The sequence below is a fragment of the Fodinibius sp. Rm-B-1B1-1 genome, assembly GCF_038594945.1.
Taxonomy (GTDB): Bacteria; Bacteroidota; Rhodothermia; order Balneolales; family Balneolaceae; genus Fodinibius; species Fodinibius alkaliphilus.
Genome location: NZ_JBCFYD010000001.1, coordinates 809,067 through 835,130 on the forward strand (window position 1 = coordinate 809,067; position 26,064 = coordinate 835,130).

At 42.3% G+C, this 26,064-nt stretch carries 28 protein-coding genes; 16 read left to right on the top strand and 12 right to left on the bottom strand.

What is annotated here, in order from left to right; translation table 11 throughout:
- Positions 1-6: 6 nt before the first annotated feature.
- On the bottom strand, positions 7-342 hold the full coding sequence (locus AAFH98_RS03730; RefSeq protein WP_342521333.1) for an arsenosugar biosynthesis-associated peroxidase-like protein: 336 nt from the start codon (positions 340-342) through the stop codon (positions 7-9).
- Positions 343-580: 238 nt separating this feature from the next.
- Here AAFH98_RS03730 and AAFH98_RS03735 point away from each other — a divergent pair, with 238 nt between their 5' ends.
- From AAFH98_RS03735 to AAFH98_RS03775, 9 genes are all read left to right on the top strand, one after another.
- Positions 581-2,056 (top strand): dihydrolipoyl dehydrogenase family protein, encoded by a 1,476-nt coding sequence (locus tag AAFH98_RS03735; protein WP_342521334.1) that lies wholly within the window; start codon positions 581-583, stop codon positions 2,054-2,056.
- Between the two features lie 374 nt (positions 2,057-2,430).
- Positions 2,431-2,892, top strand: a complete 462-nt coding sequence (locus tag AAFH98_RS03740; protein WP_342521335.1) for a heavy metal-responsive transcriptional regulator — start codon at positions 2,431-2,433, stop codon at positions 2,890-2,892.
- Positions 2,889-3,104, top strand: coding sequence for a GDCCVxC domain-containing (seleno)protein (locus AAFH98_RS03745; RefSeq protein WP_342521336.1), 216 nt, complete (start codon positions 2,889-2,891; stop codon positions 3,102-3,104). The genes AAFH98_RS03740 and AAFH98_RS03745 overlap by 4 nt, the downstream gene beginning before the upstream one ends.
- A gap of 94 nt (positions 3,105-3,198) precedes the next feature.
- Entirely contained in the window at positions 3,199-3,852 is a 654-nt protein-coding gene (locus AAFH98_RS03750) for an RNA polymerase sigma factor (protein WP_342521337.1), read from the top strand.
- 59 nt (positions 3,853-3,911) lie between these two features.
- A complete protein-coding gene (locus AAFH98_RS03755; protein WP_342521338.1) occupies positions 3,912-4,154 on the top strand; it encodes an anti-sigma factor in 243 nt (80 codons plus the stop codon).
- Positions 4,155-4,266: 112 nt separating this feature from the next.
- The gene (locus tag AAFH98_RS03760; RefSeq protein ID WP_342521339.1) at positions 4,267-4,638 is read left to right on the top strand and encodes a carboxymuconolactone decarboxylase family protein; all 372 of its coding nucleotides are present in this window, start codon (positions 4,267-4,269) and stop codon (positions 4,636-4,638) included.
- Positions 4,639-4,658: 20 nt separating this feature from the next.
- Positions 4,659-5,414 (top strand): flavodoxin family protein, encoded by a 756-nt coding sequence (locus AAFH98_RS03765; RefSeq protein WP_342521340.1) that lies wholly within the window; start codon positions 4,659-4,661, stop codon positions 5,412-5,414.
- A 112-nt stretch (positions 5,415-5,526) separates the two neighbouring features.
- A complete protein-coding gene (locus AAFH98_RS03770) occupies positions 5,527-6,828 on the top strand; it encodes a rhodanese-like domain-containing protein (protein ID WP_342521341.1) in 1,302 nt (433 codons plus the stop codon).
- A 309-nt stretch (positions 6,829-7,137) separates the two neighbouring features.
- Positions 7,138-8,556, top strand: a complete 1,419-nt coding sequence (locus AAFH98_RS03775) for a sensor histidine kinase (RefSeq protein ID WP_342521342.1) — start codon at positions 7,138-7,140, stop codon at positions 8,554-8,556.
- Positions 8,557-8,602: 46 nt separating this feature from the next.
- On the opposite strand, the gene AAFH98_RS03780 is transcribed toward AAFH98_RS03775, so the two are convergent.
- From AAFH98_RS03780 to AAFH98_RS03790, 3 genes are all read right to left on the bottom strand, one after another.
- Positions 8,603-9,271 (bottom strand): cytochrome c biogenesis CcdA family protein, encoded by a 669-nt coding sequence (locus AAFH98_RS03780; protein WP_342521343.1) that lies wholly within the window; start codon positions 9,269-9,271, stop codon positions 8,603-8,605.
- Positions 9,272-9,276: 5 nt separating this feature from the next.
- A complete protein-coding gene (locus tag AAFH98_RS03785) occupies positions 9,277-9,825 on the bottom strand; it encodes a peroxiredoxin family protein (RefSeq protein WP_342521344.1) in 549 nt (182 codons plus the stop codon).
- Between the two features lie 108 nt (positions 9,826-9,933).
- Complete coding sequence (locus tag AAFH98_RS03790; RefSeq protein ID WP_342521345.1) at positions 9,934-10,725, bottom strand: SDR family NAD(P)-dependent oxidoreductase; 792 nt, start codon at positions 10,723-10,725, stop codon at positions 9,934-9,936.
- Between the two features lie 154 nt (positions 10,726-10,879).
- On the opposite strand from AAFH98_RS03790, the gene AAFH98_RS03795 reads away from it, so the two are divergent.
- The 3 genes from AAFH98_RS03795 (at position 10,880) to AAFH98_RS03805 (ending at position 13,415) form a co-directional block, all read left to right on the top strand.
- On the top strand, positions 10,880-11,134 hold the full coding sequence (locus AAFH98_RS03795; RefSeq protein WP_342521346.1) for a hypothetical protein: 255 nt from the start codon (positions 10,880-10,882) through the stop codon (positions 11,132-11,134).
- Between the two features lie 112 nt (positions 11,135-11,246).
- Positions 11,247-12,284, top strand: a complete 1,038-nt coding sequence (locus tag AAFH98_RS03800) for a sodium:calcium antiporter (RefSeq protein WP_342521347.1) — start codon at positions 11,247-11,249, stop codon at positions 12,282-12,284.
- Positions 12,285-12,620: 336 nt separating this feature from the next.
- Positions 12,621-13,415 carry a hypothetical protein gene (locus AAFH98_RS03805; protein ID WP_342521348.1) on the top strand — a complete coding sequence of 265 codons (795 nt, stop codon included), beginning with the start codon at positions 12,621-12,623 and terminating at the stop codon, positions 13,413-13,415.
- A 20-nt stretch (positions 13,416-13,435) separates the two neighbouring features.
- On the opposite strand, the gene AAFH98_RS03810 is transcribed toward AAFH98_RS03805, so the two are convergent.
- The 4 genes from AAFH98_RS03810 to AAFH98_RS03825 form a co-directional block, all read right to left on the bottom strand.
- On the bottom strand, positions 13,436-14,143 hold the full coding sequence (locus tag AAFH98_RS03810) for an MliC family protein (RefSeq protein WP_342521349.1): 708 nt from the start codon (positions 14,141-14,143) through the stop codon (positions 13,436-13,438).
- Between the two features lie 139 nt (positions 14,144-14,282).
- On the bottom strand, positions 14,283-14,699 hold the full coding sequence (locus AAFH98_RS03815; RefSeq protein ID WP_342521350.1) for a DoxX family protein: 417 nt from the start codon (positions 14,697-14,699) through the stop codon (positions 14,283-14,285).
- Between the two features lie 143 nt (positions 14,700-14,842).
- The gene (locus AAFH98_RS03820; RefSeq protein ID WP_342521351.1) at positions 14,843-16,069 is read right to left on the bottom strand and encodes an MFS transporter; all 1,227 of its coding nucleotides are present in this window, start codon (positions 16,067-16,069) and stop codon (positions 14,843-14,845) included.
- A 174-nt stretch (positions 16,070-16,243) separates the two neighbouring features.
- Positions 16,244-17,623, bottom strand: a complete 1,380-nt coding sequence (locus AAFH98_RS03825; protein ID WP_342521352.1) for a serine hydrolase domain-containing protein — start codon at positions 17,621-17,623, stop codon at positions 16,244-16,246.
- A 146-nt stretch (positions 17,624-17,769) separates the two neighbouring features.
- Here AAFH98_RS03825 and AAFH98_RS03830 point away from each other — a divergent pair, with 146 nt between their 5' ends.
- From AAFH98_RS03830 to AAFH98_RS03840, 3 genes are all read left to right on the top strand, one after another.
- Positions 17,770-18,543 (top strand): hypothetical protein, encoded by a 774-nt coding sequence (locus AAFH98_RS03830; protein ID WP_342521353.1) that lies wholly within the window; start codon positions 17,770-17,772, stop codon positions 18,541-18,543.
- Positions 18,544-18,609: 66 nt separating this feature from the next.
- A complete protein-coding gene (locus tag AAFH98_RS03835) occupies positions 18,610-18,921 on the top strand; it encodes a hypothetical protein (protein WP_342521354.1) in 312 nt (103 codons plus the stop codon).
- A 73-nt stretch (positions 18,922-18,994) separates the two neighbouring features.
- Complete coding sequence (locus tag AAFH98_RS03840) at positions 18,995-20,176, top strand: DUF3095 domain-containing protein (RefSeq protein WP_342521355.1); 1,182 nt, start codon at positions 18,995-18,997, stop codon at positions 20,174-20,176.
- A gap of 199 nt (positions 20,177-20,375) precedes the next feature.
- Here the strand turns inward: AAFH98_RS03840 and AAFH98_RS03845 are convergent, their stop codons facing one another.
- Entirely contained in the window at positions 20,376-20,969 is a 594-nt protein-coding gene (locus tag AAFH98_RS03845) for a choice-of-anchor V domain-containing protein (protein ID WP_342521356.1), read from the bottom strand.
- Positions 20,970-21,065: 96 nt separating this feature from the next.
- Positions 21,066-22,085 carry a Vgb family protein gene (locus tag AAFH98_RS03850; RefSeq protein ID WP_342521357.1) on the bottom strand — a complete coding sequence of 340 codons (1,020 nt, stop codon included), beginning with the start codon at positions 22,083-22,085 and terminating at the stop codon, positions 21,066-21,068.
- Positions 22,086-22,373: 288 nt separating this feature from the next.
- Here AAFH98_RS03850 and AAFH98_RS03855 point away from each other — a divergent pair, with 288 nt between their 5' ends.
- Positions 22,374-22,811, top strand: a complete 438-nt coding sequence (locus AAFH98_RS03855; RefSeq protein WP_342521358.1) for an Hsp20/alpha crystallin family protein — start codon at positions 22,374-22,376, stop codon at positions 22,809-22,811.
- Positions 22,812-23,213: 402 nt separating this feature from the next.
- Here the strand turns inward: AAFH98_RS03855 and AAFH98_RS03860 are convergent, their stop codons facing one another.
- Together AAFH98_RS03860 and AAFH98_RS03865 are read right to left on the bottom strand one after the other, a co-directional pair.
- Complete coding sequence (locus AAFH98_RS03860; RefSeq protein WP_342521359.1) at positions 23,214-23,588, bottom strand: hypothetical protein; 375 nt, start codon at positions 23,586-23,588, stop codon at positions 23,214-23,216.
- Positions 23,589-23,740: 152 nt separating this feature from the next.
- A complete protein-coding gene (locus AAFH98_RS03865) occupies positions 23,741-26,047 on the bottom strand; it encodes a TonB-dependent receptor (protein WP_342521360.1) in 2,307 nt (768 codons plus the stop codon).
- Positions 26,048-26,064 lie beyond the last annotated feature (17 nt).

The window sequence follows — 26,064 nt, forward strand, 5'->3', positions numbered from 1 at the left end:
CTCTATTTACATACTCAGGTCCTTGGTCTTATTCATCATTTGCACGCCGTGCACCAGTGACGATCCACCTCTAATCGCAGATGCCACATGCACTGCCTCCATCATCTGCTCCTCACTTGCTCCTTTCTCAAGACTTTCCGTGGTATAAGCATCAATACAATATGGACACTGAACCGTATGGGACACCGCCAATGCAATTAAGGCTTTTTCACGTGCGGTAAGCGCTCCTTCTTCAAAAACAGCACCGTAGTAATCAAAAAACTTTTCGGCCAGTTCGGGACCAAATTCACCAACGTCTTCAAACTTTTTCAAATCCTTGGGATTGTAATAGGTATCACTCATTATAGTAAGCGTATTTAGATTATTGTCGTTACCAATTTATCCGTTGACTTAAAACGTAAGAAAGTAACTTCAACGGTTATCTATATACAAATAGTTCTCCTGTTATCCTGATGGTTTATAATTCATTATTCTTACAACTATCAACATGAAAAGATAATGGGGGATCAAATAGACAAACAAAAATATTAGGCATTCTCCTCATAACGTAATTTTAATAACGACATCAGATCTCTGATTTATGAAATACGAATATGATTTACTTGTCATTGGCGGCGGGGCGGCCGGACTTACAGCTGCAGGCATGGGCGCAAATTTTGGAGCAAAAACACTTATGATTGAGGCGAATAAACTGGGCGGCGATTGTACTTGGCACGGCTGCATCCCCAGTAAAACACTCCTTCATGCCTCTAAAATTGCTCACAACATAAATGAAGCTAAACAGTTCGGTTTTGATGCTGATGACAACTTGGATTTCAAAATGGTTATGGAGCGTCTTCGAGAAACACGTCAGGATGTGTATGAAGAGGCCGACGACCCACAAATTTATCGGAATATGGGCATCGACATCGCATTTGGGCGGGCTTCGTTTGTGGATGATCACACCGTCAACATCAAAACGGATGGCGGTGAACACGAAACTTCGGCTCGATTTATCATTATTGCTACGGGTAGCAAAGCAATGGTTCCGCCTATCAACGGCCTTGATAAGGTCTCTTACCATACCAATGAAACTATTTTCGAACTGGAGGAACAGCCGAACCACCTTGCCATTATTGGCGCGGGTCCCATCGGCATCGAGATGGCGCAAGCTTTTCAGCGGTTGGGTACGCAGGTAACCGTTTTTGATATGCAGGATCGCATTTTATCTAATGATGATCCCGAGTTGACAAACATGCTCTATGATTATCTTCGGGATGACGGCCTCAATTTTAAACTGGGTTCCGAAATCAACTCCGTATCCCAAAACAGTGACAATAACATTGTGGTATCTGGGGCTATTGGTGAGGAAGCATTTCAGCATAAAACTGATTCGCTGCTCATGGCTACCGGACGAACGGCAAATCATAAGAAGTTAGACCTCGATAATGCTGGTATCAACTACACAAAAAAAGACATCACCGTTAATGATCGGTGCCGTACCAACAAGCGACATATTTATGCCGTGGGAGATGTAACGGGACGCTACCAATTTACGCACATGTCGGAACATATGGCCAAAGTAGCTGTAACCAACGCTCTGTTAAAAATACCTAAGAAAATTGACAACAAGCACGTACCCTGGAGTACTTATACTGATCCCGAGTTGGCACATGTAGGGGCTACAGAAAAGGAACTACAGCAACAAAATATATCCTACAAAACCTACCGATTTCCCTACGATAAAATTGATCGTGCCATTACCGACGGAGCCACACAAGGGTTGATCAAAATTTTTGCCAAAAAGATGAGTGGTAAAATTTTAGGCGCTACCATATTGGGCAAACAGGGGGGAGACCTCATCAGTGAATATGCTTTGGCTATGCGCAATGGGGTAACCCTTCGCCAAATTGCGGATACCATTCATCCCTATCCCAGCTATGGACTTGGGGCACGTCGCGCCGCCGACCAGTGGTACGTGCAAAATCAATCTACATGGATGGTTAAACTTATTAAATGGGTATTTGGCTATCGCGGAGAAGTGCCTGACCTCACTGATGAGAATCGAATCCTTTAATATCCCCAACAAAAAGGGCTAACGTTTATACATTAGTTATCTAATAAAAATTAGGACTTGACTCTCGACCATGGTACAGGGCTTATATTAGGAATGAAAGGTATCTTTAACATTAAAACTGACTGCTATGCCATTAAAAAAAGGAGAAGTTTATCAATGTCCCGATAAAAGTTGTGGTTGTGAAGTCACGGTAACCAAAAGCGCGCCCAGCGATTGTTCGGGGACACAAAACCCGACCTGTTGCTGTGGCAAAACTATGATAAAGAAAAATTAGTTTTATTATAGCCGTGGTCATTAAAACCTCGGCTATAATTCTTGATGACAGCGAGATAACAAGTCAGCCTTATATTTCTCATTTATAAAAATGGAGAAACATGTTTAAGGATATAGACAAAAAATATGAGGGGCGTACAACCTACAAAACTGGTGAAGTTGCAAGGCGATCAGGCGTCAATAAAGAAACCGTTCGCTATTACGAAAAGCGGAACTTAATCCCCAAACCGGATCGCCGACGGTCGGGCTATCGCATTTTTACCCAGCGGCATATCGATCAGATTCGATTCATAAAACGAGCCCAGGAATTGGGTTTTACACTCAGCGAAATTAAAGAGCTGCTGAATTTGCGTATGGATAACGAAACTACCTGCGCAGAAATCAAAAAAGAGGCACAAGAAAAATATCAGGATGTCACTAAAAAGATTGAAGATCTGCAGCGGATTAAAGAGACGCTAACTGATCTTATTGACTCGTGTTCTGAAGACGAACCCGTGGGCGATTGTCCTATTCTGGAAGTTTTGGAAGGGGAAAACGAAACGGGGAAACAATTACGAAAATGAGTAAACAAGTAACTTTAGAGTCGACTATAACATGTCCTCATTGTGAAGTACAAACCACTGAAAAGATGCCTGAGGATTCGTGCCAGTACTTTTGGAAATGCCCAAACTGCGGGGAAATTTTAAAACCTCAAAAGGGGAACTGCTGTGTGTTCTGTTCATATGGCAATAACGCCTGTCCGCCTATCCAAAAAGAAAAAGCTGCCTGTTATTGATGCCAAAGAATTATTACATAACTTAGTTGGGCCGGGTTGAATGAACGCATATCTCTTATTATTTAGCATCTAATATGAAACGGAACATCTAAATATGTTCAACTGGTTTAAAAAACATCGTAAGAAAAACGCTTCTTACGACACCAATGAAGAATGGATCCAGGCCCTCAAACCTCCTGTGGATGAGCAGGCTGTAGAACAGCTTCGCGCACAGCTGATTCGCGGACTTAAGCCGGCATTGTATAAATATGTTGACCGCGAGCTCGACCAGTTTGTGGAGGATGTGGCCCAAGATGCTTTACTCAAAGTTTTGGACAACATCGACTCGTTTCGCGGTAACAGCAAGCTCCTTACCTGGGCCATGAAAATTGCCGTTCGGGAAGGCCTTACTGAACTCCGGCTCAAGCGCTACGATGATATTTCTATTGAAGATCTGAAACCCGATGATGAGAGCAGGGAAGTCTTTTCACTTTCAATTGCCAGTGATGGTACCAGCCCAGACCGGGCAGTGCACGAGTCCCAACTGGTTGAAAAAGTTTTACATATCATCAACGAAGAACTTACCGATAAACAAAAACAGGCTATTAATGCACTCATGATTCAGGGACTGCCAATGCCTGCTGTCGTTAAGCAACTGGATACGAATCGTAATGCTCTCTACAAACTGGTTTACGATGCCCGTAAGAAAATTAAAAATAGACTTGACGTAGAGGGCATCGACCCCAACGAAATGTTAAATAAATTGTAAGATGTTGGATGACCGCATCATCAGTAATTATGAGAAACAAATTTTAGTGATAAATAATAATGGAATTAACACTCGACATCTTAAAAAACCTCATTAAGTCGGTACAGATGACGGACGACCATGAAATTGGTTGTGATGAGTGCTTCGCCGAGCTTCACGAGTTTGCTGAGATGGAGCTGGCCGGGAAATCACCTGCCGAAGCCAAACCATTGGTCAAAGATCATCTTGATAAATGTGGGAATTGCCGCGAAGAGTATCAGGCACTGCTCGAAGCACTACGCAGTATCGAAAAGGAAAGCTAAAAGCTTTCCTTCAAGAGAAGTACTGTATTTTCCCTTTCCAATCAACTACTGTTCCTTTCTTATAAGTCACCAATTTTATAAATACGGAAAGAACTCGTTATTATTTATTTGAGTGAGAGATAGTTTATTTAATAATGATACAAAACCATTCTTTTCAAAAGCCTATAACCCTAACCGCAAAGCACCTCTCTTTCTCGTAAAAATCCTTCAGGTTACATCATCTTTCAACAATAAAACATTACAACTTTGGAAGGATTATAATAAGCTGGATCTCAATAATCTTGACAAGCGACTTTGTCAGCTCGCAAGGGAACTAACGCTTCATCTCAACAGTATAGATGAAGATAAGTATATAACTCCGCTTAAAAATACGGGATTATCTGATCGAGCCATCCTGGATGCAGTGCTTGTGGTCAGTTATTTCAATTTTGTTAACCACATGGTATTAGGGGTGGGAGGGCCAATCCAGGGATATAAATATTAATTAAAAATAGAGGTATGGCTATGACGCTATCAAAAAAACAGGAAGACCTTTGCGAGAGCAACAAAACCGACTTCTCGAACCTAAGTGCGTTATTTCTAAATTGCACGCTTAAGCCAAATCCCAAAGAATCACATACCGAAACACTGATAGAAGTATCGCAGTCTATTTTTGAAAAGAATGAGGTTTTCACCGAGGTTATTCGTCCCGTAGATTACAATATTGCACCGGGGGTATATCCGGATATGACAAACCACGGATTTGAAGAAGATGACTGGCCTGAAATTCAACAGAAAGTCATGGATACCAATATTTTGATCATCGGCTCTCCCATCTGGTTGGGCGAAAAATCTTCGGTTGCTACCAAGGTTATTGAGCGACTTTATAGCTATTCCGGAAATCTCAATGACAAAGGACAGTATGCCTACTATGGACGAGTGGGTGGTTGCCTGATTACCGGGAATGAGGATGGAATCAAACACTGCTCAATGAGTATCCTCTATGGCCTACAACACTTGGGATATGTGATTCCTCCCCAGTCCGATGCCGGGTGGATCGGTGAAGCAGGGCCGGGACCAAGTTATGGCGATGAAGGAGAAGATGGCCCCATTGGGTTTGATAACGAATTTACCCAGCGTAATACCACATTTATGACGTGGAATTTGATGCACATGGCACACATGCTTGATCAGGCCGGCGGAATACCTGCTCATGGAAATCAGCGATCCGAATGGGAGGCTGGTTGCCGGTTTGATCATCCTAATCCAGAACATCGATAACGCAACGCCCTTGCTACAGATCGCTACATATTTTTGCAGAGAACGTAACTTTTTCCAAATTGTTAACAATTCTATTTGCTAATATCCATACGATATCAAAAATCAATCAAATATGAACACCCTATTCACCCAAGAACTTATTGCGAATATCGAAGAAACCGACGCTGTATTAATCGATATTCGTCCCATTGCTGCTTATAACGGCTGGACATTGGAAGGCGAAAAGCGCGGTGGACATATTCCCAGTGCTAAAAGTATCCCCCTGCAATGGACCGAATATATGGATTGGATTGAGGTACTCGAGGAAAAAAATATCCGCAAAGAGCAGCCTGTTATCATCTACGGATATACCAAAGAGAACAGTACTATGATGGCTCAAAAGTTAGATAAGCTGGGGTTCCAGCAGATCATGACTTACAACCATTTTGTTGACGAGTGGGCTGCTAACTGGGATCTACCATTGGATAAATTGCCTCGATACAAACACCTGGTGTATCCTCAATGGGTAAAGCAGTTAATTGATGGCCAGCAACCACCTCATTTTGATAATAACGATTATGTCATATGCCACTCCCATTACGATCATATCGAAGATTATCGCAAGGGACATATTCCCGGCGCAATTCCCGTGGATACCAACAGCCTGGAATCGACCGAAACCTGGAACCGGCGGTCTCCTGAAGAACTGCGAGAAACACTGCAAAACTTGGGTATTCGCCACGATACCATGGTGGTAATCTATGGACGGTTTTCTTCTCCGGTATATGATCAGGAAAAATTTCCCGGAAAAAGTGCTGGTCATCTTGGAGCCCTGCGATGTGCTGCCATTATGCTATATGCCGGTGTACAAGACATCAAAATACTGAATGGCGGTATCACCAGTTGGGAAACGGAAGGATACGACCTTTCAACAAAACCGACCAAACCTACAGCTGTTGACGATTTTGGCATTACGATTCCTGCCCATCCCGAATACATGATTGATACGCCCGAAGCAAAACAGCTGCTGGCGTCAGATGATGGAGAATTGGTGAGCATCAGAAGCTGGGAGGAGTTTATAGGCAATCGAAGTGGTTATCACTATATCGAAAGAAGGGGACGTATCCCCGGTGCCGTATTTGGCAATTGTGGAAGTGACGCCTATCATATGGAAAACTATCGCAATTTTGATCACACTATGCGTGAATATCAAGAGGTGGAAACGGCATGGAAAGATGGTGGCATTACGCCTGACAAGCATATTGCTTTTTATTGCGGAACCGGTTGGCGGGGAAGCGAAGCATTTTGGAACGCCTGGCTATTGGGATGGCCTAATGTTTCGGTTTATGACGGCGGATGGTTTGAATGGTGCAACGATCCGGAGAATCCTATCAAAACGGGAGAACCTGACCAATCAATACTAAAACAGATTTAAATAAAAAAGGGATAAAATCTTACACTTTATCCCTTTCCCATTTTGATGATTAAGTGTTCGTAATATTGATGCACCTATCCAACATTATCTTAGCTGTTAAATTCCCAAACTGATAGCTTAACATATTTTCTCAAATTTTTATACCGGATTTATGTAACTATATAGAATTTGCATTAGATTGTTAGCCATATACAAAAAGAGTGTTTAGGCTTTAGGTTTCATATTTCACCTCCATCATTTATGATTTTTTCAAAAATTCTATCTCTTGTATCAGTGCCTCCATATCATAAACTTCCAGCTCTTTTTTACATGCTTATAATACTCTTGCTGGGCCCCACAGGTTTTTCTATCGCACAGACAGCACCAGACTCCACATGGTCTTTTCCCACCGTTCTGCTCGATACAGATAATGATGATACATTGGATTATGCTGACCAACATATCAGGATCGGAGGCATTGCCAATACTGCATTTTCGCAAATCCACACTACCCGACTATCTTCCGCTATTCAAAATGATAACTATGGCCTTCGCTTTTACTCTAAAATGAGAGGCGACTCCTTTGAAGTTGGAGACAGTTTAGTACTCGAAGGACGGTTACATAACTATAATGGGCTTAATGAACTCTATGTGGATTCATATGAAGTATATCCCGAGGTCAATAAAACGTTTTCTCCCAAAACACTAACAGACAAAACAAACAACCCTGACCGGTTTATTGGGATGCTGGTAGAAGGATCCGGTAAAATTACCGACAAAGGAACCATTAATAATGGAATTTACCTTTCTGTTTCAATGAGAGAAAATAATGAGTTTGAGCCAAAGGTTTTCCTCTCTAACTTTCATAACTCGTTTACTGATTTCAACTTTGATATACTAAGCATTGGCGACAAGATATCTTTCACGGGGGTTTTATCAGAATTTAAAAGTGACCTTGCAGGCCACAACTACTTGGTTTACCTGCGTACTCCTGATGACCTACAATACACGGGCATACCACGGTACTACTTTTATGGGGCAGGGGGACTAATTCTCCTCATTTTTACTGGGGTAATAGTTTGGATCATCAGTTTACGGCGAAAAGTTGAAAGCAAGACCCAAAAAGTACAAAAGTCATTAGAAGAAAAAGAGATACTACTACGCGAAATCCATCACCGAGTAAAAAATAACCTTTCTATTATATCCGGCCTCCTCGATCTCCAAAAAGATACCACTGACGTTGAAAGCACCCATAATGCCCTGCAGGACAGTCAGTCACGGATTCGCTCGATGGCCCTTATTCATGACAAACTTTATCAAACCGAATCCCTTTCTGATATCAACCTCGATGAATACCTTGAAGAGTTGGTAGAAGCCATTAGTGCAACATTCATTAACAAACAAAATAAAGTTGATGTTAAATATGAGCTTGACGAAGCCAACATTAATATTGACAAAGTTGTGCCCTGTGGACTACTCGTTAATGAGCTTGTTGTTAATGCCTTCAAGCACGCTTTTGATGATAAAAAGCAGGGGGTTTTAACAGTAAAACTCCAAAACCAGGGACAAGAAGCGGTATTAACCGTAGCTGATAATGGTCCCGGCCTGCCAGAAAATTTTAATCTGGATACGGGCGACTCGCTCGGATCAATGCTCATCCAAACTTTTGCAGCCCAACTTGGGGCTGAACTGACTATTGACCGTGACTATAAAGGGGCCGCCTTTATTTTCACATTCTCACTAAATTAGTAATACAGCATAATAATCTGAACATTCTCTACCTTTATAAAGTCGCTTAAATCAATACCGATTGATAGTAAATCACATATAGTCCTGCCAGAACTAACAACCCTCCGGTAATGCGCTCCATATGGGGAAGGATTTTCCGCAGATATTTCATCAAAAAGTCTTTTGCAAAAGTGGAGAGTAAAATAGTTCCGATCATCATGCCGCTAATACCCACAAAATAGGCACCGATATACGAAGTACCCAGCCAAAGCGACGGTGCAGCCATTGCCTGTGTAGCAACAACTAAAAATAGGGGAAATAAACAGCCCAGTGCACCGATGGCATAGGCTATTCCAAACACAAACGCTTCCACTGCTTCCGTTTTATGCGATGGATTATTCATGTTGATTGAAAAGGAAATATCCTTGCCCCAAACCATGGCTATACCCATGATGATCAACACTCCGCCCATCCCTATGGTGATCCACTTCATATAATCTTTAAGGACCTGGGCTGCTACGATAATAAGCCCGCCGGCGATGACGTACACCCCCATAATGCCAAGGATACTTAATAATGCCAGTTTTAATCCTCGATACAGTCGTTTTGTTACTGCTGGATCTTTCTGCGAATTACGCCCGATAAAGGCAACAATATACCCCGGTAATAAGGCAACGGCACATGGAGCCAAGAACGCAAAAACCCCCTGTAGGAATGAGAAATAGATAAATTCCATGAATATTAGTTATTAACTAACTGGTCAAATAAGTCGCGGTATTCCTCTTCACTTAGTGCCGTTTTATTTTTTTGAAAAACGATGTATCCATCACGATTTACCCCCACGGTGGTGGCCTGACTTTCAACGCCAAAATCTACCATAATTTGGGGATGTCCCCAGGTAGTTGGAAATTTAAATCCTTTTTCTTCCGCAAGATCTACCATAACCTCCCGAGTGTCGGTGGGATCAATTCCAATAGCCACAAAGTTCAACTGATCTTTATAATCCGGATAGACTTCTGAAAGTACCGGCCAATTCTTAGCGCAAACAGGGCACCACGAAGCCGTGAAATATACAACCAGGGGTTTATCTTCAGCCATTGCCTTTTTCAAGCTTACCGTATCACCTTTCAGTGTTTCGACTTCAAAATTTGGAGCCTTTTTTAGTTCATTTTCAACATTGGCTGATGACTGCTGCTTGCTGGGTTCTGATTCTGATTGTTCTGAAGTACAAGCCGCTGCAAAAAGGAATAGCACTAAAACGATGATTGTCAGGTTATTGAATTTTTCCATTATAGGATATCGTAATTTTTACTTTTTAGTTGATGATTAGCCAAGAACTTTTCCTTGCTAATATTCATTAATTTGTCTATTCGTTACCTTCTGGTCCCACAATTTAAGTCACATTGACCGATGTTGTTCAGTTCTTTTTAGGAGAGACTTAAACTGCCCTTCCACTTTTTCATCTACGTCCAACGGATTCTGAAAATTTTCTTCTATTTGATCTTTCCGCTGCTGGCCGCCGAGAATGACCTCAATTTCCTTGTTTACCAATCCCTTTATAGAAGCTTTGGCTACCTGGGTGGGGCTATCCATTTTACCATCAACGTTTGCTGTTTTCATCATTTCGGTATCAGTAGCAGTTGGATAAACCGTCATCACGTGAATTGGGTATTTGTATAATTCTCTTCGCATCGCCTCGGAAAAGTGTTTGACCGCTGCTTTCGTAGCGGCATATACACTATAAAATGGCATTGCAATGTAGCCGAGTCCAGAAGATACATTAATGAGCGCTCCCTCTGAACTTTCTTTAAGCAGGGGCAACAGGTGTTTTGTCAATAGAATTAGTCCAGTAACATTAATATTTACTTGACTAATAACATCGTCATCGCTGATCTCTTCAAGAAAGCCCGCGCTAACCACCCCGGCATTATTAATCAAAATATCGAGAGCGCCCCATTCCTCTTTTACCATTTTTGCTGCGTTTTTCACATCATCCAATTGAGAAACATCTCCTTGAATTTTCAGAAACGTTACAGAAGAAAATTGCTCTTCCAGCGCATCCAACTTCTCTCCTGTTCTTCCCATAACGGCAATTTCTTCCACCCCATGGGTTAACAACTCCTCGATTATTGCCTTGCCAATTCCAGCACTTCCACCCGTTATTAAAACTTTTTTGTTAGCTAACTCCATAAACAATACACCTATCCTTTTACTTTATTATTCATCATCAAATAGCCAAGGTATAATTGATGGGTTTTGTGACAGAAATCTTACCTAACTTACCCTCATCCGGATAACGAACTAATTACCGCCAAACCTTTTACCGCATTGAACAAGATAGCTATTGTCGTACTGGCCGAAACAGAATCACACGAATCCTTTACGACATATTGTAAATGCCATGGAATTGGCTAAAGAGTTACAAGATCATGATGACAAAGTTCAAATTATTTTTGATGGAGCATGTAGATTCTGTGCAAAAGCGTTTGGAGTTATAAATGAAGTTCAAAAAACAAATGTAGATCTACTGGATGAATGCGATAAACATCCAAGCTTGCGCAACTTTATAGCAGACGATTACCAAGTTGTTACGTTTTAATCATAAACTCTCTTTTCAATGCCCCCAATAAGATTCCCGTTCTTTTCTTTTTTGAGAGCAGGAATCTTATTTTATTGCAGCTTTCCAGTTGATAAAATTCAGGAGATTACGCATGATATTGTCATTACTATTTTGGTCGGCCGTAGCTATCATCGCTACAGGCATTTTATGGAAAGGCAGCGACTGGCTGGAACACTCCAGTGAAGGACTTTCTACCTATTATGAGTTACCGGATATTGTACAGGGAGCGCTGGTCGTGGCCATTGGCTCCAGCTTTCCAGAACTGGCTACCGTTGTAATATCTACCATCCTCCATGGAGAGTTTGATTTAGGTGTTGCCGCTATAGTTGGTTCTGCAATTTTTAATATTCTTGTAATACCTGCCGCAGCAGCCCTTGTAACGAAGGATCCCCTGGAATCGAATCGAGACCTTGTCTATAAAGAGGCGCAGTTCTATATCATATCTGTAGCTGTACTCATTATTACCTTTTCTTTTGCGGCTATTTTCAATCCGGTTGAGGCTACAGATGGCAAAGGAGTTATCCTGGGTGAAATGGATCGTCTTTTAGCCCTCCTTCCTCTTGTACTCTATGGCTTCTATATCTTTATTCAATACCAGGATACCATGGACTATGTGCCGGAACGCGATTCAAGCACCATCAATCCCCTTAAAGAATGGGGACTACTAATAGCAAGTTTAGCAGTCATTTTAATAGGCGTAGAACTGCTGGTCCGATCAGCAATCGAATTTGGAAATATTTTAGGAACTCCTTCATTCTTGTGGGGTATTTCGGTCGTAGCTGCAGGCACCAGTATTCCCGATGCATTTGTAAGCATCAAAAAAGCCAGAAAGGGAGATGCTATTACTTCTATAGCTAATGTGTTGGGCAGCAACATCTTTGATCTGTTGGTCTGTATCCCGATTGGAGTACTCATTGCGGGCACTACCGTCATAAACTTCTCGGTTGCCGCACCGTTGATGGGCGCCTTAACCCTCGGTACCCTTCTGCTGTTCAGTTTTATGCGTACCAATATGATCTTGGGACGATGGGAATCGGCCGGACTACTTATAGGCTATTTTCTTTTCTTACTTTGGATGGGGCTTGAAAATTTTAACGTTATTGACTCTATTCCCTCTTTGCCAGCATAGCTTATATTCGTATTAAGCTTCCAAAGCCTAATTATGCTTGCACATACAAACAGATAGATGCATCTAAGCACATAATATTTTCAATCTTCATTTGCATAGATTGTCGAAATACTTAATGTCAAAATCCCCGCCGCCAATTGAGGTATAACTTACGAACAATTATTCGTTGACCTTCAATCTCTATCAAAAAAAGAACCCAACTGTACTTATTGTACCCTACACTTAACTGGTGGATAGGCCTTTTATCGGTTTTTAGAAGTTTGAAGTTGGCTGATGCATTTTTAGTTCAAATTGTGTTAATTGGTAATACATCTTCATTAAAAAGCGGGGGCTGTTATGAAGCAATTACTCTTTTCTTTAGCACTGTGTTTTGTCGTTTTTGCATCCTCATTTGGACAAGCACCAGAAAATAACTACCGGAAAATTGATTACTTGGATATAGACCAATCACAAATTGATAAGTTTGTGCAGGTAACCCAAAAAGATTTCAAAGCGAGTTTTAATACCCTTTTGGAATCGGGAGGCATTAAAAGCTGGTGTCTTTATAAAGTAAAGTTACCAGGTGGTGAGGAAAGTGATTACAATTTTGTAAGTATTACAACCTCCTCATCTATTGGAGCATTGGGAAATCATTTTTCTAAAGCAACTTCGCCAGGATTTATCCCTTCTGACGTGCCCTCTGATGCACAACGTCAATTATCGAAACTTGCTACGTTAGTAAAATCTGAAATCTGGAAAATTGAAAATTCGGCCTATGCGGATACTGGCTCTACACCCAGCCGGTATATGACAATGGATTATATGAATGTTGCAACAGGTAAAGATCCTGATTATTTGATGCTGGAAGATGAAATCGCCAAGCCGATCCACCTGGAACGTATTGAACGAGACCAAATGGCAGGGTGGGAAGTATATGCCCTGATATTACCCGGCGGTATGAATTATGGATATAATTTTGCCACTGGTAACCATTTTGCCAAACTCGAACATTTTGAATTTGGCTTTGATCAAGAAATAATCAGGCAAACAATGGGAGAAAACAGTAATGTGCCTGAACTTTTTGAAACTATTTATAACACACGTGATCTCGTTAAAGTTGAACTCTGGGAGTTAGTAGATCACTTAAAATAAACAAGTGCTGGACACTCATTTTAATTTAGATATCGACCACAGCCATTATATGTGGTTGTATCATTTACTGTTATGGCTACTGTCTGGGGATACTCGAAACCACTCATAGTATCGGTACAAGAACTATCCGTAATAGTTACATTAAGGGTGTTATTCTTGCCCCGCATATCATAGGTGGTATTACCGCTATTATTACGCCGGGGTTTCGGGGTAGAAAAATACAGGGTATCCTTTCCGTAGTTACCTATATATTGGGTTTGCTCATTTTGCCTTATTTCTATAATCCAGCCGGGTTCTTGTCCCAATGCCCGAAAATCAATTCCGCGAAGCTCCGCCGCTGCCCAAGATCTTTCTTGAGTAACAGATCGACACTGCATAAATGAGCCCTTCGGCTTTTGGAGAATGGCTTCGCTTCCTTTACTCCAATATAGGTATTTTCCCCCTTCGTACCGGGCTCCGGAAGCCGAACGTGTAGCAAGGGTCTTCACCGTTGTATCCGCTAAAAAGAGCCAAGCACTATCGGGCATAACATGAGCAGTAAATTCCAAAGAGTCGGCACAATTATATACAAAAACCTGATCAGTACTGACCGTATCAAACTTAGGAATATGAACCGAGGATTCTCGGGATGACTTGTTGCTTTCCTTTCTGGTATCTCCCTCATTATTACATCCGAACACAATAAAGCATAGTAAAAGTGCAATGGAGACTATTACTCTGGGTCTCATCAAAAATGGTCTTTTATTAATATTTTTCTCTTATAAAATCTGGATAAGTATTGAAGAAGAAAATCAATAAAACATAACTAAAATAGAGAAGGAGAGTATTGAATAATACTCTCCTTCTCATTGAAACCGAAATCAATATTTACTCACTATCAACCGAATACTTTCCAGGGCCAATTAAAAAGAGGAACATAAATGATACCAAATAAACAGCTGCAAGTTCATAACCACCAAATAAAGGATCACCGTTGGGAATATGATAAAAGAAAATTGCTACAAACATATTTATTGATAAAACCGATGCCGCAAATCGTGTCCAAAAGCCGGCAATAATTAGTAATGAACAAATCCCCTCGGCAAAAGCAGCAAGAATAAGGGATGCGGTTGGACCAATACCAATGGGATCTCCAAATTGAATATTCCAACTAAATACATCCATAAGTTTTCCCCAACCATGACCAAATAACATAAAAGCTGCGACCAAAATCCGAAAAACAGCTAATGAAATTCCGGTATCTACAAATTCACCTAACTTCGAAGAACGTAATCGATCTAACATAATACCCCTATCTTTTTATTTATAGTTACTTTCTCATTAAAAGACTTAATATTGAATTATGCTAATTATTTAAAGCATTATTGCCTAATAAATTACAATTCATGCTTTTAGCGTTCCCGATATGTTTTTTTGTTATTGTTCAATCATTGGCTGTATTCTTCTGCTGGTGTTGAGAAGTTAAAAGCGGCATACGCCGCTATTGTCGCAACGCCAATCGTGACAATAGCAATAAATATAATTGATTCCATAGCCATGCCGGCATCAATGGCCCAACCCATTAAAAATGGACAAAGAGCTGTACTCAATACCATTAGCGAAGAAAATAAGGAGCGCACCGTTCCAATGATATCCGTACCAAAAAGTTCGGCCCATAATGCTGATTTTATATTACTGCCCATTCCCATGGTTACCCCAATGAGTAACATGTAAACAAAAGCTGACCAACTACCGGGATGAAAGTATGCGAAGACCAAACCAGCACCAAATGGCAACACATAATAGGGAAAAACAATACGAGCACTAAAGTAATCGATAACGGGTCCGATGCAAATAGAGCTGATAATCCGGCTTATTGCAAGTCCCATAAAAGCTGTTGCGATAAGCGTTGCCGACCACCCCAGCTGCTCAGCAATAGACACCTGATATAAAAACAATCCTGTTGCCCAAAAGGGGGGAAGCAACACAGCTGGAGTTACCAGCCACATGCGATAGTCACTGGCTAACATTTTGTAGATATCCCAGCTACTATCTGAGTTTACAACAGATGATTCCTCTTCTTCGGGTTCTTCAAATTCCTGCTTCTTTAGAATAAAGCGTACCAAGGGAATAAAAAACAAAGCTATCGTAAGTACAATGACCCCCCAGGTCGTTAGCCAACTCAATACCCCAAGCAGTCCAGCAATTACCAACGGCAACACTCCCTCTCCAATAGGATAACCAAGGCTCGAAATACTCAAAGCTTTGCCTCGCTGGTGGACAAAATATCGAGCCATGGCCGTCTGGGCCGTGTGACTACTAAGCCCCTGTCCCGACAGGCGTAGCAGCATTAATCCCACAAATAACAGTGCCACATGCCACGAAAGGGCTACCGTCAAGCTGGCAACCAGTAAACCCGAGGCAACCATCAAGCTATACTGCCGGAGGGGCAGATGATCAATCCACCGGCCTAAGTAGGGTAATACACCAGCACTGGCAAGTGTGGCTACAGAGTACAAACTGCCGAAAGTAGCATTTGACAAGGAAAAATCCTGCAGGAAATAGGGGACAAAAAGGGAGATCAAAAAGGTTTGTCCAAAGCTGGACATAAAGGTAAAAGACAAGCCAAACGAGAGGATTCGTTTTTCTCGCAGGGCAAAACTGAGGTAATTCACTTTGGGTGGAGTCTGCTTACAATATTTAGCTATTCTATGAAGCCGCTAAAAATACGGCTATTTACGCGTAACCAAAACCTTTTTGTCCTTGTTATTATTCCCCGGAGAGCAATATCAGCTCTACTATGCATAAAACTTCGTAGAACAGACCACCCGATGACAACTAAATATCTTTTAATTATTTGAGGTTTCTTTTCGTATAAATGGATACGATCCACCCGCCTGGTTCAATATAAACTGCTGATATTGTCCTCCGTTAAGGGAATCAAATTCCATCACCACCCCCGCTGGATCAAATCGAAACTTAGTTTTACTGTTAGCCGTGAGTGGAAAAGCTTGCTGACCCGTCGCCTGCGCCTTTAGGGTTTCCTTCTCAATAAACACTTCAATATCTATGGGCAGTTGATTAGTAGTATAAGTGCCAACATATTTTTTCATCTGATCAACACTTAGAGTAATAGTCTTCTCATCAAAAGAAGGAATTTTGAAATCTCGACCGAAATAAATACTCAGCGCTCCAATCAAAATATCATTCATGCTGTATTGCAGCCCGTTGGTTGTCAAAGCTATAGCAACATCCTCTTCCGGAAAATAGGAGAGGTGCGACTGAAATCCATCAATACCTCCGTTATGACCAAACGCATATCGCTCATTAAATGGCACCTTGGTGAGCCCTATCCCAAATCCCTGCTTAATGTCAGTCATTTTATCCAATGATTCTTGTGATACGAGTTTTCCATCAAAAAGTGCTCGAATAAAGGTAATCATCTCGTCATTGGTAGATACAACTGCTCCAGCACCACCGGGAATACTTAAGTCGGTTTCGGGAGCTAACTGCCATTGCCCATCCTTACCCTGATACGAAAGGGCTTCGTTATTTTGAGGCTCAATTGCATCCCCATAGTGCGTGTGCTGAAGATTCAATGGCTCAACAATACGTTTTTGGAGCAGATCAGAATAACTTTGTCCCGTAATATCCTCTAAAACAAACTGCAACAATACATAATTAGTATTGCTATAGCTGGTTTGACTGCCCGGCTCAAACTGGGGATCATCCTCATAGAATATTTCTAACAACTCATCCTTTGATCGCGGCTCGGTCATCCAACCGGGATAATCTGAGGCATTCGTAAAATTATACAGGCCAGACTGGTGACGAAGTAAATGCTCAATGGTGATCTGCTCCGCTTGTGGCATTTGGGGGTAATAGTCAGCCAGCGAAGTTGACAACGAAAGCTCTCCTTCATCCACCAGCTGCATGATTAAGGTAGTCGTATAGGTTTTCGTAATTGATCCAATACGGTAAGTAGTTTCCCGATTAGCCCGAGAATTATTGTCTATATCCCGAAAACCAACTGTTTTATGATACCCCCCACTGCCGGCCGAATCGATGGTTAGCACTCCCATCATCTTATTTTCTTCCCCTAACTTTTCCAGATAGGTATCCAGCTTCTGACGATCAAATGCTGGTGACGACTGTCCCAAAGCCACCACTTGCGTTCCAACAACTACCAGCAATCCCAACAGTACATTTTTTAATCGAAGCGCTCTCATAACATTTCCATATTTAATTAAGAAGAACATCCCGATTACGAACTTTGTAGTATAGTGTTTCGTCCATAATTATCAACGATTAATGACTTGAAGTTCGCACGAAGTCTGCTAAATTAAGGGCTCATATTCATCATAACAGCTGATTAATGGAGCATATGTACGAGAACATTGAACCCAATAGTTGCAATCCGCCCGGCACGCATTTAGAAGAAATTTCGCATGCCGGCGACCCAAACCGCTCCATCGAAAAAGCCATTATTATGGAGCATCGCTTTGCGTTCTTTTTCTGGATGAAGTGGCGGAACCAGTTGAAGAAAAAAACCTTACTAAAACAGTCAGCGCCAACATTGGTAACGATCGATTGGCATCGCGACTTGGCCCCCGTTCCTGATGATCAAAAAGAAAGACTTGAAGCGCTCGACCAGGATAACCTTTCGGACATCAGCAATTACGTGTGGGCACAGCTCGACCAAACCAACGACGGACATATTTTCTGCGCGGCGTGGCTTAACTTAATCGGGGATATTATACTGCTCCAAAATACCACAGCCTACCAAGAAAGTACCTTTATAGACAAGGAGGGCAACGAACACAGCGTTTATGAATTTCGGGATTTTGACCAGCTCCAAAATTTTATGACTACCCGTGACGATAAAAACATCTTTTTCGATGTGGATCTCGACTACTTCATACACGGAAAAGGCAAGCGCTATTACTCTGATGACTTTCAACGATATTCCAATGATGAAATCAAACAAATAGTTGATCGAACGCACCCCATGTTTGAATATATGATTCCCCGTACCGATGGTATCACGCTGGCCCTGGAACCCGGATACTGTGGAGGCATTGTTAACGCCTGCCAAATTATGGATGTCTTTCATTCACAGCTTTTTACTGAGCAAAACGAGTGGAAATAAGATACCTTCCGCATCACAATTTCGATGACACCACGGTTGCACTTTCGTTTGTTAGACTGTGGCGTTATGGATCAACGCACTATCCGAGATATCAAGCAAATGTATCGCAGTACCAAAAAGGAGAAGGCTTTTCGCCCCATGTTTGAGCGAAAACTGGCTTCATATATCCAACGGCGTGCCCCTAAAAATTCCGTAAACTGGCACAAGCTACGCTATGAGTTTCGGACCATTTATCGCAAATGCCGCGACAAACAATACTCCGTGAAAAAATACCTGCAGCACATGGCAACTTTTGCTGATATTGCCATACAGGGACATCATAAAAAGGTTGAAATAGATCCCTCATCACTCAGCTATCGTTATCTTTCAGAGCAATAAACATCTCATTAACAATGAGTTCTTTTTTGTATGTTTAAATCTTGAAAATAATGCCTAACGCAATTTACCAACGGTGTCAAACAGCGCACAATTTTATGCTAATCTGCCGGTTATTGAGAGTTTTTTCGACGCCTCAAACCCCAAAAACTTCCACAGGTTACCGGATAACTGGCTCGTTGCTGTCACAGATATTGTCGACTCTACACAGGCAATCCAAAACGACCGCTATAAAGAAGTAAATATTTTAGGGGCCTCACCCATTGTAGCCATTTTTAATCTTGCCGGACGCAATGAAATCCCCTTTACCTTTGGCGGAGACGGTTCCACATTTTGTGTCCCTCCCTGTCTGCGTGACGAAACCAAACAAATTTTAGGTGCCAGTAAAAAAATTGGTCAAGTCGAATACGATCTGGATTTACGGGCTGCCCTCATTCCTGTCTCTTATATCCGGGATCGAGGCCACAACATCCAGGTCGCCCGATATCAAGCTTCTGAATATTATACCCAAGCCGTATTTTCAGGCGGGGGACTCAGCTTTGCGGAAGACCTGCTCAAAAAATCGGCGGCAAAACAATTCAGTATCCCAACGTTAGATGATGCCGAACAAGTTGACTTTAGCGGATTAGAATGCCGCTGGCAAGAAGTAAAACAGCCACAAAACGAAGTCATCACCATGCTGGTCCAAGCCAATCCGGCATTGAATCAGTCCGAAAAAATTTATCCCCAAGTACTTCAAAAAATGCGCGCCACGTTTGGCTTCGATGACAAAACGAATCCCATTAATACTTCCGGACTGACAATGAATTTATCACCAACGAAACTTATGGGAGAGGCCAAGATACGCACCTATGGGCGGGGCTGGATTAAGCGCATGGGATATATCCTGAAGGTCCAACTGCAAACAATTATTGGCAAAATTTTGATGGCGCTGGGATACAAAACATCAGCCACAAACTGGGAACTCTATAAATCAGATCTGGCTATGAACTCGGACCACCGTAAATTTGACGACATGCTTCGTGTCGTCATCAGTGGTAGTACATCACAGCGGCAAGAGTTTGTCAACTTTCTTGATCAAAAGTATAAAGAGGGTGCCTTAGCCTACGGTATCCACCTTTCGAATGCCGCCATGATCACTTGCATGGTTTTTGAATATCACCGGGATCATATTCACTTTGTAGACGGCAGCGGAGGAGGGTACGTATCAGCTGCCAAACAACTCAAAGAACGATTGCACAACCTTTCACAAGATTAGCACGATAACCCACCAGCAATTAATCATCGCTCTTCGGTCGGGACTTTTCCTTGCCATTCCCCCGCCTGCGCCACCACGCTCATCGTCTCGCTGGGTATTTTATCGGGATGGCAACAGGCCATCCTAATTATACTGGCCGTAACAATTCTCTATACAAGAGACCGGGTATATCAAAAAATTCAATCCCCATAAACAAAACTTAAAACTCGGCATACACTTCTCGGGTGTAGATATAATCCCCAAATTCCGACTGGTCTCCATTAGCCGCATTTGCGGCAATATTAAAGATAACAAAACCTTTCGGGTTATCGGGCACCGCCCATCGTACTGTCCAGCTGTTTTTGTTTTCTTGGGATGGTTTTGTGCCTTCACTGCTATGTTGCACGTATTGTAGTGAGTCAGGCACAGCATCACTAAACATCAGACGATCATCTTCAATCATAAATTCCCCGGCCTGCGAGCCGTCTTCATATCGCGCCGATAGCTGAAACCCCGCTGCGCCCAATTCATCGTGCTCTACTTTAATCTTTATTTCAACTGTTTCTCCCTCCAATAATTTTTCGGGAATCCCAGACAGGGAAAGACTTCCACCACCGGGATTGAGATCATAATCGAAGTGACAGCTGCGACAAGTTTCTTCTCCAAATCCACCAGTAAAAGCACCAGTTAAATGCTCGGGGTAAATATTGACTGATGTTTTTTCTGCCGTTTCCCCCCTCGCCCCTTGAGTAAATTCTATGTATGAAAAAGCCACCAAAAGGGTTACGACCGGAAGTATGAATAATCGAATCATATATTTTTAAACCTTCAGGATTTTCAGCATCTATTATATCCACAGCATTACATGCGATCTTAAAACAAATCCAGCAGCTATCCGATGGGTATTAAATCAGTTCAACTGAGCACGGCCCAGATAGTTGGTATCCGTACCAAACCAAATAGAACTCGTAGGCTGGTGGAAGACCATGTGCCGTACCGTACCGCCACCGCTTTCAATTTCGGTCTGGCTCACAAACTCTTTGGCATTAGTATCAAATCCCACAAACATATTCGGGTCTACACCAGTTTCAACTAACCAGATGCGATCTTGAGTATCAACCGTAACAGCATACGGACGTGACTGTTCGCCTGAGGGCATCTCCCACTCTTCAAATGATTCCTCATCTGGGTTATATACCCCAATGTAACCACGGGCATAATCGCCATACCAAATATTTCCGTCGGAGGTCTGTGCCAGCCGCCGCGGACGTGCATCCTCATTAGGCAGTTCAATTTCAGTAAGCTCTATTGTTTCTGGATTAACCGTCGCCAGCTTATTAGTACCAAAGAGACAAATCCAGGGACGCTGCATATCCTCATCCATAATAATGCCGTAGGGACGTGCCCGCTCACTCGGCACTTCAAATATTTGGGGCTCACCAGTCTCCACATCCAGTTTACCTACCGAGTTGGCTCCCTGACTGGTAAACCAGATGTCGCCTTCATCATTAAAAGCCAACGTGTGCGGGTCGCGGGCACTGTTATCATCCGGCATCATGTACTTGGTAATATCACCATTTTCAGGATTGATACTTCCAATATGATTTGCACGATTCCCTGCATACCACGGCGTACCTTCATCATCCACAATAACCGTATGCGGACCCACTCCATTTTCGAGATCAAATTTATTAGTATACTCTTCAGTATCGGGATCAAACTCTGCCACATAGTGCGTACGCTGACCAACAAACCAGATGTCCCCATCAGGCGCTACATAGGGATCACGCGGGCGACTATCCTCCCACGGCACCTCCCATTCAGTAATAGTTACATCTACATCTGCAGGTGGGCTGACAGAGGCATTCATTATCACCAAGGCAACCACCAGAAATGCAATAGATACAAAAACAGCAATTAGTTTTTTCATAGCAGTAAATTGTTAATTAACAAGTACTTGTAAGGTACAACAGGCCACATAAAAAACAACTCTTCCTAAATTTTTTTACAATCACAAAAATCAAGCTGACGATTTTTCAGTTCCCGTTTGTCAAAAATTACAATGGGTAGTTATATTTTTTGTCAAAATTTCAAACCGTTTTGTGCTGGCACAGCATTTGTTACTACTTAAAGTGCAAATGTGATGAACATCCATCACACTCATGAGTAACTTAGAACTGCTAAATAAAATCGTATTTAGGAGGTATTTGCCATGCTGATGAGACAAAACAACTTTCCAACGTTGTTAAATAACCGAAGCCAAAAGACGAATACCCTTCGATTCTCTGATATGCTCGACGAGATTATGGAGGATGCATTTTCGTGGAGCAAGGGCACATTTGTTCCCGAACTTAACGTTTATGAGACCGATAAGGAGTTCGAAATTACGGTTGCTCTACCGGGAATGAGTAAAGAGGATATTGATATCGGCTTCGAAAACAATACCATTACTATTAGCGGTGAGCGTGAGTTAAAAGAAGAAAACGGTAAAAAATACCACCGCATCGAAAGCCGTTTTGGCAAGTTTGAGCGTTCACTACCGCTACCAAACGTCATTGATGAAGAAAACATCAGTGCCAGCTATGATAATGGCGTTTTAACAGTTACAGTACCAAAACTAAAAGAGAAGGCTGGTAAAAAGATTGAAGTGAAATAACACCAATCGACTATTTGTAGATCGAGAAAAGCCGCGGGGTTCCGCGGCTTTTTTATTTCTAAAAATACTCATCGGATGGTTGGATTGCCATCCGATGAATAATTTGAATTTAACCTGATATTATTTGCATCCATCCTATCACAAGCTCGGCGGTCGGATGGATATGCTACTAACTATTTTCGTCTTCTTTTTTCTTCTTTATTTGATCCCAAACAATCGGAACCGCAAAGAATAGTGAAGCTATAACACTGATAATAATTGTTGTTGAATCAATTTCCATGGTTTAACCCTGTAATAATTTTTGATTTATAATATGCCCATCCCATTGAATGAGTGGGCAAAAAGATATGCGATGTCTAATTGATGGTTTGATCAGCCTTTGCTGATAATCATCACAGGAGACTATAGAAAAGAATGGAAAGGGAAAATGAGACTGAGGTGAGTAAACTTTCGATTGGGCGTTTCAAAAATTGCAAACCATGCCTGATCCTGCAATTCTCTGCCTAACAATGCGCTGCGATATACCAGCGATTGATCCTGCTCATCAAGAACTAAAAGCGGTACCGGTACATTCGTTGAAGAATTACAAGCATGTTCGGCCTGATGGTAAATATTAAACAGGCTGGGCTGATCAAAGGGATGGGTAGAATGAGATTCCGGCTTCTCTGCCTGCGCTATTTCTGCAGAAGTATCTGCTGCTGGCGCAGCCCAGCTATTTCCAATGCAGCCCGGCAAAACAAGAAGCAGATAAAGCCATATGTTGGCAAAGAATTTCATCCCTTTAAAATATAAATATCTACGACGGTTTACATTCTCTATTTTAAAAATGCTTCCAGATAAGCCTAACTCATATCTCAACTTTTTATTACAAAAAATAAGCCAGTCATTTGAAATGACTGGCTTATCCAAAAAGTTATCTTCACAAGAGTTTAAAACCGGATACTGACATCCCCAAAGAAAACACGTCCGGGTTCAGCGATGGGAGACATCGTGAATGGGTTTTTTGCATTCAAGTGATTTACATACTGGTGATCAAACAGGTTTTTAACCCCCATCTGCAGCGAAATATTATTGCCAAACGTCCAACCACCCAAAAGGTCAACCACTGTATATCCGCCCGTGGAGGTTTCGCCTCGAGCTGTAGCTACACGATCTTGTTTCCCAACAAATTCGGCTGTACTTTCCAGAAATAGTGGCCACTCGACAAAATCATAACGAAAGCCTGCTGAACCAGAAAGAGGGGACACACCCAAAGCCGGTTCATCGAGCTTCGTATCCTTACCCCAAAGATAATTCAGCGAACCGCTGAGTTGGAGTGGTTCAGCAACACGGTAATGGGTCGATACATCAAATCCGGTAAATTGCGCCGAGCCATTTATATATTGATAGACCGTTTGGGGACTAAGCGGCAAACGTTTGGGCAGATCGGTGGCTGTTAGTGTGATATAGTTATCCATTTGACGGACAAAGCCATTTAACGAAATGCTTAACTGTTCATATTTGGCATTGAGCCACAAATCAGCCTGCGTGCTTCGCTCCGGTTTGAGGTCGGGATTGCCGACAAACTCGGCACTCATTTGGGCCTTGCTGGCTGGAATACGATCAGAATAACGCTCAGTAGCATCTGCCGTACGAACTACAGACCCGAACCCAAAACCGACTGACCAGAAATTTGAAAGTTGATAATTCACCGTTCCTGAAGCACTTAAGTTTGTCTCAAAAGCATCCAGATCGGTGGATACATTCTGTTCGTAAAACTGGCTAATCGTATCAGTATCTGCAGCAACCAAGTCCAAGCGGATCGACCCGGTGGCACTAAGTCGATCGGAAAACGAATAACTAAGACGATTATAAAGCCCCCAATCGGTGATGGTAGCCTGCGGCCACATTAGATCAAAAAATAGTTCTTGGCTATTATCACGTCGGGCAATTGTTCGTGTAGCATCACGGTATGAGCTATAAATGTCGCTGCCAATTTCCCATTCCCAACTATTGTCAGTACTGAGCGTTGTCGCCAGCTTTGCGCCGTAAACATGATTTCTCGTTTCCACATCTACATCTATGGCAAAGGGAGGCATGCGGTTGGGATCAGGCTGGGCGGTGGGCTTATTATCATTCTCCATACCATGCGTGACATGATTAAGATACACTTTAGCCCTCATATTCTGAATTAACTGCCCCTGTGGATTCCACTCCCATCCGGCCGAGGCATTATACGTATTAAAATAATCAGCATCGAGCAACCGTCCGGGATAATCGATATTTTCTTGGTTTTGATACCCCAAAGAAATCGTTAAATGAGAATTCGCAGTCGTGGCGTAATTTATTTTACTCCGGACCTCACGCGAGAGGTAATCACCAGGGATATTAGTCCCATTTCCAGAACTATAATCATTTCCGGTACGCCAGGCACCACTAACGAGGTATCCAAGCTTGCCGGATTGCCCGTAAAGCGAAGCGGCTTCTTCAAAAGTGTTGAAATTGCTATCGTAACCGCTCGTAATCCTACCGCCGAATGAGGTATTTAGGTTATCCAATGGCTTTGTTTCTACCCGAATGGCTCCCATATTTCCGGCGCCCCAATTAAGTGCATACGGACCTTTTACGACTTCGATATTTTCAATCATGGATGGATCGAGATGACTGAGTGGCGAATCCATGCGTGCAGGTCCGGCTGGGAAGATTCGGGTCCCATCAAGGTACGTACCGACCTCCGTTTCGCGAAGTCCACGTACTACAGGATCGAGTCCCACCGGCCCTCGACGAACCGCATCCACGCCATCAACACTTCGCAACAACTCTCCCGAATCACGCGGATTGGCTTTACGGATTTCTGCCTGTTCCAAATCGGTATCCACATTTAGATCTGGACGAAGAGAAGTAACAGTAATCCCTTCCATTTTTATTTGGGAAGACAAAAGCCGAACAGTCAATTCAAGGGTTTCTGCTTCTTCAATGGTCACCGCACGGCGCTGGGTCTGATATCCTATAAACGAAAATTTCATTTCGTAACTGCCCGGCGGTATCGACGAAATGGAAAAAGCGCCCTCGGTATCAGTGGCGGCACCTTTATCAAGTTTGGGAATATAAATATTTACCCCGGGTATAACTTCGCTTGTCCCTGCATCGACCACCATACCCTCAACCGAGCTTGTTGACTGTGCAGTTGCAATAACGGGCATGATAAATAGCAATAGTGCTGGCAAAAAACGTTTTAAAAGTGATAATACTTTCATAGTATAGTTTGCTCCTG